Below are 12,102 nucleotides of genomic sequence, written 5' to 3'. Positions count from 1 at the left end.
GCGGCGTCGCCCCGCGGTAGCCGCGGTCGCCCCGCCCCGGGCCCCCGGAGCCGGCGCGGTCGTCGCCGCGGCGGCCCGCGACGCGGAAGTACTCGGCGAGGTCGGGGTTGATCGGGGGGTTCGTGCCGGGGTCGGTGGGGTCGACGTGCCCGGCGTACAGGTCCATGAGGCGCGGCACGCCGCGCGGGCCGCCCTCGCGCGAGGAGACGATGACGTGCTGCCACAGCGGCACGGGGCGGTGCTCGGACACGACGACGGCGGTGTCGCCGCGGACCATCTCGAGCCAGTCGCCGAACTCCTCGGCGTTGGACACGGTGGCCGACAGCGACACGAGCTGCACGTGGTCGGGCAGGTGGATGATCACCTCTTCCCAGACCGGGCCGCGGAACCGGTCGGCGAGGTAGTGCACCTCGTCCATGACGACGTACGCCAGGCCGTCCAGGGTGGACGAGCCGGCGTAGAGCATGTTGCGCAGCACCTCGGTGGTCATCACCACCACGGGGGCCTCGCCGTTGATGGTGGTGTCGCCGGTGAGCAGGCCGACGTTCTCGGCCCCGTGCCGGCGCGCGAGGTCGGCGTACTTCTGGTTGCTCAGCGCCTTGATGGGCGTCGTGTAGAACGCCTTGCCGCCGCGGGCGAGGGCCAGGTGCACGGCGAACTCGCCGACGACGGTCTTGCCCGCGCCGGTGGGGGCGGCGACGAGCACGCCGCGGCCGTCCTCGAGGGCCTGGCACGCCTCGACCTGGAAGTCGTCGAGCTCGAACCCGAGGTCGCCGCGGAAGCGCTCGAGCTGGGTGCCCGACCCGGCACGGGAGCGGGCCGAGCGGGCGCGTGCCGCGGCGTACCGCTCGGCGGGGCTGCGCTGGTCGGAGCGGGCGTCGGCGGTCATGCCGTCAGCCTACGGGCGGCGGGCCCGCCCGCAGGCCGCGCGGGCGGCGGGCGGGCCTCACCGCCTGCGTCAGAGCGCCTCGGCGACCCGCTTGCGGTCGGCGCGGCGGTCGTGCAGCACCGCCAGGCCGAGGGCGCCGAAGTACAGCACGCAGATGGGCAGCGCCACGAAGATCATGGTCAGGGCGTCCGGCGTCGGCGTCATCACCGCGGCGAACACGAACGCGATCAGCACCGCCCAGCGCCAGCCCTTGGCGAGCGTCTCGTGGCGCAGCAGCCCGGACATGTTGAGGCCGGTGAGCACCACCGGGGAGACGAACGCCAGGCCGAACGCGAGCACGAGCCGCATGACGAAGCTCAGGTACCCCTGGGCGTCGGTGAAGTTCGTCGCGCCCTCGGGCACGAACCCGGCGAGGATGTCGACGGCGTGCGGCAGCACCCACCAGGCGAGCGCGGCGCCGCCGAGGAACAGCGGGACCGCCGCGCCGAGGAACCCGAAGGCGTAGTGGCGCTCGCGCCTGGTCAGCCCCGGGGTGATGAACGCCCACAGCTGGTACAGCCACCACGGGCAGGACACGATGACGCCGAGGAACAGCGCGACCTTGACCTTCATGTCGAGCGCGGACGCCATGCCCGTGAAGTTCAGGGCGATGGTCTTGTCCTGCTCCTGGGCCGCGACCTGCAGCGGCGCCTGGAGCGCGTCGAGCAGCGGCTCGTAGAGGACCCAGCCGGCCACGCCACCGACGACGAGGCCGCACGCGACCAGGAAGAGCCGCTTGCGCAGCTCGAGCAGGTGCTCGCGCAGGGGCATGCGCCCCTCGGGGTCCCGGGACTTGCCGGGCACCGCCTACGCCCTGGGGTTGTTCGGGTCGACGAGACCCGGGACCTGCGACGAACCGGTGCCGCTCGCGGGTGTCGTGGACGACGGCGCGGCGGGGGTCGTGCTCGGGGGCGTGCTGGCCGGCGTGCCGGTGGACGACGTCGTCCCGGCGGGCGGCACGTGGGAGTCGTTGGGCTTGCCGTCGTCGGAGAGGTCCTTGACCTCGCTCTTGAAGATCTTCAGCGACTGGCCGACGCTGCGGGCCAGGTCGGGCAGCCGGCGCGCCCCGAACAGCAGCAGGATCACGACCACCAGCACGATGATGTGCCAGGGCTTGAGCATGCCCATGAGTTTGGCTCCTCGTCCTCGTCCGTCCCACGGTGCGCGGGTCCGTCGTCTCCCACCCTACGCGGTCGCGGTGGACGCGGAAGTGACCTGCGGGTGACGTCCAGATGTCTCGGCGCGCGGCCCCCGCACGGCCCGGCGGGTCAGGGCTGCGTGCGCTGCCCGGCGCGAGCCGCGCGACGCCCGGCGAGCCAGCCGTCGAGGGACCAGGTCTGCGCGACGGCGCGGTGGCGCTCGCGCCGGGCCTCGGCGCGCTCGGCGCGGGCCAGGCGCAGGTCCGCGACCCGCTCGCGCAGGTCGGTCGGGTCGTCGAAAATCGTCGCGCACACCTCGGGCGCGGCGGCCTCGGCCTCGGCGACGGCCTGCGAGATGCGCGCGGAGGCGGCGTCGAACGCCGCGGAGGCGCGGGACAGCTCCGCCCCGAGCCGCCGCGCCTTGCGCCACAGGTCGCGTCCCAGGAGGGCGGCGCCCACCAGGGTGGCGACCACGAGCACCGACCACACCGCGAACCACATGGCGGTCAGCCTACGGCGTCGTCGTCGGACGGCCGGGCACCGGGCACCCCGGCGACTGCCGCGTAGGCGTCCAGCGCCTCGCGGGCGGCCTCGGCGACGTCCTGCGCCACCTGCGCGGGCGCCACCGAGCGCACGTGCGCGGCGTTGGCCAGCAGCAGGCCGCGCAGCCAGGCCGGGTTGGTGACGCGCACCCGCACCTCGAACGACCCGTCGGGCAGGTCGCGCACCGACTCGGTGGGGACCTCCTCGGCGACGAAGCGCGCGGGCGAGGCGAGCACGACGGTGGCCGTGCCCGTGGCCACGGCCGGGTCGGAGACCGACTGGGCGATGTCCAGGCCGACCTCCGGCTCCGCGGCCAGCGCCCGCCCGGCCGCGGACACCGGCACGTCGAGGACCTCGGCGGCCAGGACGCGGTCCATGCGGAACGTGCGGCGGCCCTGGGCGCGGTGGCACCACGCCACGAGGTAGGACGACTCGTCCTGGGTGAGGAGCCGCACGGGGTCGACCTCCCGCTCCCCCGTGACGTCCGCGGCGTTGACGTACCGGATGCGCAGCCGCCGGCCCCGGGCGAGCGCCGTCGTCACCGCCCGCAGCACCTCCGGCCGGCCGTCCGGGGCCAGGCGCACGTCCACCGCGTGCGCGGCCTCGCCCGTGGCCGCCGTGAGCTTCTCCAGCGCGGAGCCCACCAGCGCCCGCCGCTCGGCGTCGGCCTGGACGACCGGCGACTCGAGCATCGCGCGCAGCGCGGCCACCAGGGCCACGGCCTCGCGGGTGCCCAGGCGCAGCGGGCGGGTCATGCCGCGGGCGTTGGTCAGGTGCACCACCCCGCGCTCGGCGGCGTCGGCGTCGAAGTCGATGAGGTCGTCCGGCCAGTACCCGGGGGTGCCGGTGACCCACAGCTGGTCGACGTCGTCGCGGATCTGCGCCTCGCTCACCCCGAAGTGCTGGGCGAGCTGCGCCACGGGCACCGGCCCCCGGGCGTCGAGGTAGGCCACGAGGCCCAGCAGCCGCACCAGGCGGTCGTCGGCACGCTCAGCCACGGTCGTGCTCCTTGTCTGCGTCGGCGTGCGCGTCTGCGCCTGGGGGTGCGCCGGCCGGCCCGGCGAGGGCGGCGGCCGCGTGCAGGCGCCGCAGCACCTCCGCGCGCAGCTCCGGCGGGTCGAGCACGACGACGGCGGCGCCGTAGGCCGCCAGCTCCTCCGCCGCGGTGGTCAGCGACGTGAACCCCACGGCGAGCAGGTCGCGGTCGGGCGGCGTCGGGGCGGGCAGGTCGGCGGGGTCCAGCACCCGCGCGCGGGCCCGGACCGCGGAGGCGCGCTCGGGCACGACGGCCAGGACGGCGGTGCGCTCGCGGCCGGTGCGCTCCCCCAGCAGCGCGTCCACGTCGAGGTCCTCGGGGATCTCGAACGCCCCGGCAGCGGCGGTCAGCCGCACCCGGCCCTCGATGCGCGACAGGCGGAACACCCGCGGCGCCTGCCGGCCGCGGTCCCAGCCCACCAGGTACCACCCGCCGCGCCGGGCGGCGATCCGCCACGGCTCGACGTCGCGCGAGCTGACCTGGCCGGTGCTCGCCGCGCGGTAGCGGAAGTGCACCGGGCGGCGCTCGGTCACCGCCTCCAGCAGCGGGCCGTAGGCGTCGCCCACCGCGCGCACCCGCGGCGCGAGGCCGGCCATCGCGTCCGACGCCGCCTCCCCCGCCCCCGCCGCGCGCAGCTTCGTCATCGCCCGCGAGATGTCCGTGCGCAGCGTCTTGTCCGACCACAGCTGCGCCGCCAGCGCCAGCACGCCCAGCTCCGCGGGCGTGAGGTCCACCGGCGGCAGCGCGTAGGCGTCGTTGTCGATGCGGTACCCGACCTCCTCGCTGTGCCCGCCCGGGTCGACCGTCACGATGGGCACGCCCAGCGCGCGCAGCGCGTCCTTGTCCCGCTCGAACATGCGTTCGAAGGCGTCCACCGACGGGGCGTCCCCGTAGCCGGCCACGCCCCGGCGGATCTGCTGCTTGGTCATCGCGGCGCTGGTGTTCACCAGGGCGATGACGAGGTTGAGGAGGCGCTCGGCGGGCGGCGTCGACGACGACGCGCCCAGGGCACCGGTGGGCTGGTCGGAGGGGTTCGCGGGCATCAGGGAACACGGTATCCGCCGGTAGCCTTCCTGGCGTGATCACTTGGCGGACCGGCACCGTGGTGTCGCAGGGCAGGACCTGGGGGGACGGCGCCTCCGGCGCCCGCGAGCTGGAGGTGGTGCTCGACGCCGTCCTGCCGGGACGGGAGACCGCCGGCCGCGAGGGACTGCGCGTGCGGGCGCTCGCGTACACGGCGCTCGTCGGCGACCCCGCCGCCGGCGACCGGCTGCTGCTCAACTGCTCGGCGCTCGCCCGCGGGCTCGGCACCGGCGGGTACGCCCTCGTCGTCGGTCCCGCCGGCGACACCGACCTGCCGCGCGACCCCGAGCCGGGGCCGGGCCACCTGGTCAAGGCCCGGTACACGCCCCTGCAGGCCATGGTGCTCGGCGTCGACGAGCAGGAGTCCGCCCACCACCACCTGCTCGCCGAGGCCGACGACCTCGGCGGCCTGCCCGTCGTCGTCGCCGACCTGCACTCCGCCCTGCCCGCGGTCGTCGCCGGCGCCCGGCACGCCGCCCGCCTCGCCGGCCGGCCCGCACCCCGCGTCGCCTACGTGATGACCGACGGCGGCGCCCTGCCCGCAGCGTTCTCCCGCACCGTCGCCACCCTGCGCGAGGCCGGCTGGCTCGAGGCGACCGTCACCGTCGGCCAGGCCTTCGGCGGCGACCTCGAGGCAGTCACCGTGCACACCGGCCTGCTCGCCGCCCGCCACGTCGTCGGCGCCGACCTCGCCGTCGTCGCCCAGGGGCCGGGCAACCTCGGCACCGGCACCCGGTGGGGCTACTCCGGCGTCGCGGCCGGCGAGGCGGTCAACGCCGCCGCCACGCTGCGCGGCCGCCCGGTGGCCTCCCTGCGCGTCTCCGGCGCCGACCCCCGCGACCGCCACCTCGGCGTGTCCCACCACTCCCTGACCGCGTACGGGCGCGTGGCGCTCGCGGCCGCCGACGTCGTCGTGCCGCGCCCCGCGCCCGAGCTCGAGGGGCTGCCCGCCTGGGGCGCCGCCCTCACCACGCGCGTGCGCGACCAGGCAGCCACCCTCGTCGGCCTCGACCAGGTCCACCGCCTCGTCGAGGTCGACGCCGCTGCCGACCTCCTGGAGGCCCTGCGCGGCTCGCCCGCACGGCTGTCCACCATGGGCCGCGGGCTCGACGCGGACCCCGCGGCCTTCGTCACCGCCGCCGTCGCCGGCGTCCACGCCGCGGCGCTCGCGGCGGGGCCCGACGCCCGGCGCTGAGGAGCGCCGGGCGGCACCGAAAGGCGCCGTCGACCCGCCGTGCGACGCCCCGCGGACCCTGCGCGGCCGGCGGCGCGGTCGCGAGCCGCGGCCCGCGGGGCCACGATGGGTGGCACACCCGATGCCGACAGAGGAGGGAATCGATGCCGGTCCCCCGTTACACCGTCCCGTCGCTCACCCCGGAGGAGGGCGGCAAGGTCGCCGAGATCCTGCAGGGCCGCCTGCACTCGCTGAACGACCTGCACCTGACGCTCAAGCACATCCACTGGAACGTGGTCGGGCCGCACTTCATCGGGGTGCACGAGATGATCGACCCGCAGGTGGACGCCGTGCGGGCGATGGTCGACGAGATCGCCGAGCGCATCGCGACCCTCGGCGTCTCGCCGCAGGGCACGCCCGGCGCGCTCGTCGCGGCGCGGACCTGGGAGGACTACCACCTGGGGCGCGCCGGCGCGATCGAGCACCTCGGCGCGCTGGACGAGGTCTACCGGGGCGTCATCACCGACCACCGCAAGGCGGCCGCCGAGACCGAGGAGCTCGACACGGTCTCCAACGACATGCTGGTGGGGCACCTGCGCGACCTCGAGCAGTTCCACTGGTTCGTGCGCGCCCACCTCGAGTCCGCCTCCGGCGAGCTCGCCACGGGCGACGCGACCTCGGAGCTCGACGCGGCGCGGCGGGCCAAGAAGGTCGGCTGAGCCGCCGCGGTGGGCGCTATCGTCCGGGCATGCCCGACGACGTGCTCACCGCCCTGACCATCCGCCCGTACGACGTGGGCGACCGCGACGTGGTCGCCCACGTCTGCGTCTGCACCGCCGCCGGCGGCCAGGACGCCCGCGGCGTCTACTCCGACGACCTGCTGATGCCCGACGTGTACGCCCTGCCGTACGTCGAGCACTCCCCCGACCTCGCGTTCGTCGTGGCCGGCCCGGACGGCCGCGTGGTGGGCTACGTCCTGGGCGTGGCCGACACCCGCGCGTTCGTGACGTGGTGGGAGCAGGCCTGGACGCCGCGGTTCCGCGCCGCGCACCCGGCGCCCGGGGCACCCACGGCGCACCGCCCGCGGTACACCGAGGCGGACCTGCTGCGCGACGGCACCGACCCGCGGCGCATGCTCCGCGGCCTGACCGCCGCCGAGCTCGACGCCTACCCCGCGCACCTGCACATCGACCTGCTGCCCGAGGCGCAGCGCCAGGGCCTCGGCACCCGCCTGCTGGACACGTTCCGCGAGGCCCTCGCCGCGCGCGGCGTGCCCGGCGTCCACCTCGGGTACGACCCCGCCAACACCGCGGCCCGCGCGTTCTACGACCGCTACGGGTTCGTCGAGCTGCCCTCCTCGCGCCCGGACGCCCCGCGGCTGGGGATCACCAGCCGCTGAGGGACCCCTGCCGTCGGGGCTCGGTGTGTCCGGCGCGGCGGGGTGCTTTGCTCGTTTTGGACGCTTGGCACACTATTTATTTCGGTCACAACCGACGCCTGTCACGCCCGAGCGGCGCTCACGTCTCCGCGGCGTCCTCCGTCGCGGCGTCCGAGAGGTCGCGGCCGGGGTCCGGCACGCCCGCCTCGGTCCACGCCCTACGCACCTGCTCGAACCGGGTGGGCAGCGGCGGGCGCAGGGCGCCGTAGCGGGCGTTGGTGCGATGGACGAAGCGCCGCCACGACAGCACCAGGCCCTGCTTGGTGATCGGCAGGCCGCTCGCCACCGTGGTGCCGTTGTCGTGCGTGTGGTGCACGGTCAGCAGCAGCGCCCGCGGCACGGAGCCCTCGAGCTCGGCGGCGAGCTCCTCGCGCACGTCCATCCAGTGGCGCAGCACCAGCACCACCTCGGCCGGGACGCGGTGCACCCGCGCGGCGCGGTGCTTGCCGTGGCGCACCAGCACGCTCCCCTCCCCCGCCCGGGCGCCCGTGGGCCCCAGGTCGAGGTCCTCGACGCGCACGCGCAGCAGGTCGCCGTACCGGGCGCCGGTGGCGCGCACGAGCCCGGCGATGACGGCGAGGCGCACCGTCTCGGGCTTGGAGCCCGGCCGCAGCGCCTCGACCCCGAGCTCGCGCCAGACCCACTCCGCCTCGTCCAGCGTGACGGGGGGCCGCGGGTAGCGGGCGACGGCGGGCGCCACCTCGCCGTCGGCCCTGTCCCGGGTGCCCTCCGGGGTCCCGTCCTGGCCTCCGGTCACCCGGTCCTCACGCGTCGCCATGCGTCCAGTCTGCGCTTGGCACACTTTTTAGTCCAGTGCCACGACGGGCGCGCCGCTACGCTCGGCGGGTGAGCCAGCCCGCCCTGCCCTCGACGATCGCCGCCGCCGTCGACCACGAGCTCGTGATCAAGAAGTCCCGGTTCCTGGCCCACGTCGCGCCAGTGGCCTCGGTGGCCGAGGCGGACGCCGTGGTCGCCCGCATCCGCAAGGAGTCGTGGGACGCCCGGCACCACTGCGTGGCGCTGGTCGTCGGGCCGCACGCGGACCAGCAGCGCTCCACCGACGACGGCGAGCCGTCCGGCACGGCCGGCGTGCCGATGCTCGAGGTGCTGCGCCAGCGCGCGGTGACCGACGTGGTGGCCGTGGTGACGCGGTACTTCGGCGGGGTGCTGCTCGGCGCCGGCGGGCTGGTGCGCGCGTACTCCTCGGCGGTCTCCGAGGCCCTGGACCGGGCGCGCCTCGTGCGCCGGCAGGTGCTCACGGAGGTCACGCTCGACGTGCCGCACGCGGACGCCGGCCGCCTCGACAACGTGCTGCGGGACTGGTGCGCGGGGCACGGCGCCGTCCTGGGCGGCACCGCGTACGGCGAGACGGCCCGCTTCACGCTGCTCGTGCCGCCGGACGAGGTGGCGCGGCTGGCCGAGGACGTCGCGGCGGCGTCGGCGGGCGCCCTGGTCCCCGTGCCGGGCGCGAGCCGCGTCGTCGACGTCCCGGCCTGATCGCTCGCCTCCCCCGCCCGGCAGGCCCCGGACGGGTGCAGGACACGCCGTGCGGACCGCGACCCGCACGGCGTGTCCTGCACCCACGACGCGGGAGGGTCAGGCGGCGACGCCGTCCGCGGTGACGCGGGCGCCGTCGGGCACCGTGGCCGGCGCGCCGGCGTCGGGCAGCGCGGCCTCGCCCTCGACGACGACGCCCGCCCCGAACGTCCAGTCGCCCTCGACGGTCAGCGACCGGGCGCCCGCCAGGGACGGCGCGCCGGCCGGGAACCGCTCGTCGAAGCGCCCGATCGTCTTGTACGTGCCGGACAGCGTGACCAGCGGCGCGGGCACGCGCGCCGCGAGGCGGAAGTCGTCGGTGAGCTCGTAGACGTCCGAGCGCAGCACGAGCAGGTCGTTCGTCGTCTTGACCGGCAGGAACCGCTCGCGGCCCACCTCGATCGCCGTCGCGCCCTCGAACACGGCCACGGCCGCGCCCATGGCGGACTCGATCTGCACCACCTTCGGGCTGGCCGGGTCGGCCGGGTCGACGGTCTTCTCGTTGCGGATCAGCGGCAGCTCCAGCACGCCGCCGGTGCGCTCGAGCTCGGCGGCCAGCGCCTCGAGGTCGAACCACAGGTTGTTGGTGTGGAAGTACGGGTGCCGCTCGGGGTCGAGGGAGACCGCCATGTCGTCCGGGTGGGTCTGCGCGGTCTCGCGCTGCATGATGCGCCCGTCCGACTTGCGCACCACCAGCTGGCCGCCCTTGACGTCCGCCGGGGTCTTGCGGCTCATCTCCGCGGCGTACGGCGCGCCGGAGGCGGCGAACCAGCCGGCGATGGTCGCGTCCGGCGCCGCGCCGAGGTTGTCGGAGTTCGAGACGCTGGCGTAGCGGAAGCCGGCGTCCAGCAGGGCGCGCACGACGCCGGAGGCGTGCAGCGCGGGGTACAGGTCGCCGTGACCCGGCGGGCACCACTCGAGCTCGGGGTCGGCGGGCCACTCGACCGGCTCGAGGGTGTCGGCGCGCAGCTTGGGCTCGCGGTTCTGCAGGAAGTCCAGCGGCAGGCCGTCGACGGCGAGGTCCTCGTAGCGGGCCAGCGCCGCCAGCGAGTCGTCCTGCGTGCGGAAGGAGTTCATCAGCACCAGCGGCAGCCGGGCGCCCGTGGCGGCCCGGGCGGCGCGCACCTGCCCGACGATCACGTCGAGGAACGTCAGGGCCTGGCCGTCGCGCTCGCGCACCGGCAGCAGCGACTTGGCCCTGTCCATGCCCATGGACGTCCCCAGGCCGCCGTTGAGCTTGATGATCGCGGTCCTCGCCAGCGCCGCCGCGGCCGCGTCCGGGTCGATGTCCAGGTCGGCGTGCCGGGGCAGGTCGCGCAGGGGCTCGACGTCGTCCTCGCGCACCAGGCCGCTCGCCCCGGACTCCAGCAGCCGGTAGAAGCGGGAGAACGTGTCGATCGCGGCGGGCGCCACGCCCGCGTCGGTCATCTTCTGACGTGCCAGCTCGAGTCCACGGTCGCTCATGCTCCGCACCCTATCGGCGCGCGGCGGCGCACGACGGACGGCCGCGGCAAGGCCGCCCGCCCCGTCCGGGGCGGGAGTCACTCGAACCGGGACGGGTCCCCCGCGCCGACGCGGACCACCTCGGGGTAGCCCGCCGACCAGTCGACCACCGTCGTCGGCTCGGCGACCACCTCCCCGGCGTCGACGACGGCGTCCAGCACCGCGTCCAGCTCCTCCTTGATCTGCCACCCGTCGGCGAGCGGCTCCTCCTGCCCGGGCAGGATCAGGGTCGAGGACAGCAGCGGCTCGCCCAGCTCCCGCAGCATCGCCTGGGCCACGGTGTTGTCGGTGATGCGCACGCCGACGGTCTTCTTCCTCGGGTGCGCCAGGCGCCGCGGCACCTCCTCGGTGGCGGGCAGGATGAACGTGTAGGGCCCGGGCGTGGCCGCCTTGATCGCCCGGAACGCGGCGGTGTCCAGGCGCACGAGGTGGCCGAGCTGGGCGAACTCGGCGCACACCAGCGTGAAGTGGTGGCGCGCGTCGAGCCGCCGGACCTGCCGGATCCGCTCGGTGCCGTCGTGGTAGTCGGTCCGGCAGCCGAGGGCGTAGCCGGAGTCCGTGGGATAGGCGACCAGCGCGCCCTCGCGCAGCATCGCGGTCACCTGGCCGACGGCGCGGGCCTGCGGGTTGACCGGGTGGACGTCGAAGTAGCGGGCCATGCCGGGAGCCTAGGGGCGCCGCCTCAGGCCCGCAGCGCCCGGACCAGCTCGGCCTCGGCGGCGTTGCCGCCGCTGCACACGACCCCGACGGTGCGGCCGGCGAACCGGTCCGGGTGGGTCAGGACGGCGGCGAGCGCGGCCGCGCCGGCGCCCTCGGCCACGGTGCGCGCGCCGGTGAGGTAGGCCCGCTGGGCGGCGGCGATGGCGTCGTCGCTGACCAGGAGGAAGTCCGCGAGCGCCGCGCGCATCACCTGCTGGGTCAGGGCGAAGCCGGTGCCGACGGCCAACCCCTCGGCCCGCGTGGCGTTGGGCCGGGTGACCAGCTCGCCCGCGGCCCAGGAGTCGTGCGCGGCGGGCGAGGCGGCGGACTGCACGCCGACGACCTGGACGTGCGGGGCCAGCGCCCGGGTCACGAGGCAGGCCGCGGCCGCGCCGGAGCCGCCGCCGACCGGCACGACGAGCACGTCCAGGTCGGGCGCCTGCTGCAGCAGCTCGAACGTCGCCGTGGCGACCCCGGCGACCAGCGCCGGCTCGTTCGCGGCGCCGACCAGCCGCGCCCCGGACCGAGCGGCCAGGTCCTGGGCGTGGGCGCGGGCGTCGTCGAACGTGGCGCCGTGGAGCACCACGCGGGCGCCCAGCGCCCGCACCGCGCGCTCCTTGACGGGGTTGGGCCGCTCCGGCATGACGATGGTGCAGCCCGTGCCGGTGTGCCGGGCGGCGTACGCCAGCGCCTGGGCGTGGTTGCCGGTGGAGTAGGCGACGATGCCGCGCGCCCGCGCCGGGGCGTCGAAGCCGAGCAGCAGGTTGAGGGCGCCGCGGACCTCGAAGGCACCGGTGTGCTGGAGGTTCTCGTGCTTGACCACCACCGCGGTGCCCGCCGCGGCGTCGAGCTCGGAATACCGGCCGGCGGGCGTGCGCACGACCAGGCCGTCGAGCCGCACCTGCGCGGCGAGGACGTCCCGCAGCGTCGGCGGGTGGAGGCCGGGCGCCCCGGGGGCGGCGGCAGCGGCGGCACCGTTCATGCGATCCACGATCCTCTCCCCGCACCCATAGGTCCAACACC

General features: G+C 76.2%; 14 protein-coding genes. 4 read left to right on the top strand and 10 right to left on the bottom strand.

What is annotated here, in order from left to right; all coding sequences use genetic code 11:
- The 6 genes from GSF02_RS13945 to GSF02_RS13920 all read right to left on the bottom strand — a co-directional run.
- A partial coding sequence (locus GSF02_RS13945; RefSeq protein ID WP_159797528.1) for a DEAD/DEAH box helicase occupies positions 1–889 on the bottom strand: 889 nt, incomplete at its 3' end.
- Positions 890–958: 69 nt separating this feature from the next.
- The gene (tatC, locus tag GSF02_RS13940; protein ID WP_159797536.1) at positions 959–1,699 is read right to left on the bottom strand and encodes a twin-arginine translocase subunit TatC; all 741 of its coding nucleotides are present in this window, start codon (positions 1,697–1,699) and stop codon (positions 959–961) included.
- A gap of 36 nt (positions 1,700–1,735) precedes the next feature.
- Positions 1,736–2,056, bottom strand: a complete 321-nt coding sequence (gene tatA, locus GSF02_RS13935) for a Sec-independent protein translocase subunit TatA (RefSeq protein WP_159797526.1) — start codon at positions 2,054–2,056, stop codon at positions 1,736–1,738.
- 140 nt (positions 2,057–2,196) lie between these two features.
- Positions 2,197–2,568, bottom strand: a complete 372-nt coding sequence (locus GSF02_RS13930) for a hypothetical protein (RefSeq protein ID WP_159797524.1) — start codon at positions 2,566–2,568, stop codon at positions 2,197–2,199.
- 5 nt (positions 2,569–2,573) lie between these two features.
- Positions 2,574–3,608: a helix-turn-helix transcriptional regulator gene (locus GSF02_RS13925; protein WP_159797522.1), complete on the bottom strand. Its 1,035-nt coding sequence runs from the start codon at positions 3,606–3,608 to the stop codon at positions 2,574–2,576.
- The gene (locus tag GSF02_RS13920) at positions 3,601–4,689 is read right to left on the bottom strand and encodes a helix-turn-helix transcriptional regulator (RefSeq protein WP_159797520.1); all 1,089 of its coding nucleotides are present in this window, start codon (positions 4,687–4,689) and stop codon (positions 3,601–3,603) included. Before GSF02_RS13920 ends, GSF02_RS13925 begins: the two co-directional genes overlap by 8 nt.
- Before the next feature lie 35 nt (positions 4,690–4,724).
- Between GSF02_RS13920 and GSF02_RS13915 the strand changes: the two genes are divergently transcribed.
- The 3 genes from GSF02_RS13915 (at position 4,725) to GSF02_RS13905 (ending at position 7,302) form a co-directional block, all read left to right on the top strand.
- The gene (locus GSF02_RS13915; protein ID WP_159797518.1) at positions 4,725–5,924 is read left to right on the top strand and encodes a DUF3866 family protein; all 1,200 of its coding nucleotides are present in this window, start codon (positions 4,725–4,727) and stop codon (positions 5,922–5,924) included.
- 143 nt (positions 5,925–6,067) lie between these two features.
- Positions 6,068–6,622, top strand: a complete 555-nt coding sequence (locus GSF02_RS13910) for a Dps family protein (RefSeq protein ID WP_159797516.1) — start codon at positions 6,068–6,070, stop codon at positions 6,620–6,622.
- Between the two features lie 29 nt (positions 6,623–6,651).
- A complete protein-coding gene (locus GSF02_RS13905; protein WP_159797514.1) occupies positions 6,652–7,302 on the top strand; it encodes a GNAT family N-acetyltransferase in 651 nt (216 codons plus the stop codon).
- Positions 7,303–7,420: 118 nt separating this feature from the next.
- On the opposite strand, the gene GSF02_RS13900 is transcribed toward GSF02_RS13905, so the two are convergent.
- Positions 7,421–8,119 carry a tyrosine-type recombinase/integrase gene (locus GSF02_RS13900; RefSeq protein WP_159797512.1) on the bottom strand — a complete coding sequence of 233 codons (699 nt, stop codon included), beginning with the start codon at positions 8,117–8,119 and terminating at the stop codon, positions 7,421–7,423.
- A gap of 68 nt (positions 8,120–8,187) precedes the next feature.
- Here GSF02_RS13900 and GSF02_RS13895 point away from each other — a divergent pair, with 68 nt between their 5' ends.
- Complete coding sequence (locus GSF02_RS13895) at positions 8,188–8,838, top strand: IMPACT family protein (RefSeq protein WP_159797510.1); 651 nt, start codon at positions 8,188–8,190, stop codon at positions 8,836–8,838.
- 99 nt (positions 8,839–8,937) lie between these two features.
- Here GSF02_RS13895 and GSF02_RS13890 read toward each other — a convergent pair whose 3' ends face one another.
- The 3 genes from GSF02_RS13890 to GSF02_RS13880 all read right to left on the bottom strand — a co-directional run bounded on the left by GSF02_RS13890 (position 8,938) and on the right by GSF02_RS13880 (position 12,061).
- Entirely contained in the window at positions 8,938–10,341 is a 1,404-nt protein-coding gene (locus GSF02_RS13890) for a UTP--glucose-1-phosphate uridylyltransferase (protein WP_159797508.1), read from the bottom strand.
- Between the two features lie 77 nt (positions 10,342–10,418).
- The gene (locus GSF02_RS13885; protein ID WP_159797506.1) at positions 10,419–11,039 is read right to left on the bottom strand and encodes an L-threonylcarbamoyladenylate synthase; all 621 of its coding nucleotides are present in this window, start codon (positions 11,037–11,039) and stop codon (positions 10,419–10,421) included.
- Positions 11,040–11,062: 23 nt separating this feature from the next.
- On the bottom strand, positions 11,063–12,061 hold the full coding sequence (locus tag GSF02_RS13880; protein ID WP_159797534.1) for a threonine ammonia-lyase: 999 nt from the start codon (positions 12,059–12,061) through the stop codon (positions 11,063–11,065).
- Positions 12,062–12,102 lie beyond the last annotated feature (41 nt).

Origin of the sequence: Puerhibacterium puerhi (genome assembly GCF_009846865.1) — a bacterium.
Classification (GTDB): domain Bacteria; phylum Actinomycetota; class Actinomycetes; order Actinomycetales; family Cellulomonadaceae; genus Puerhibacterium; species Puerhibacterium puerhi.
Note: the sequence above shows the minus strand (reverse complement) of the source record. Positions and strands in the feature narration are given on the sequence as shown.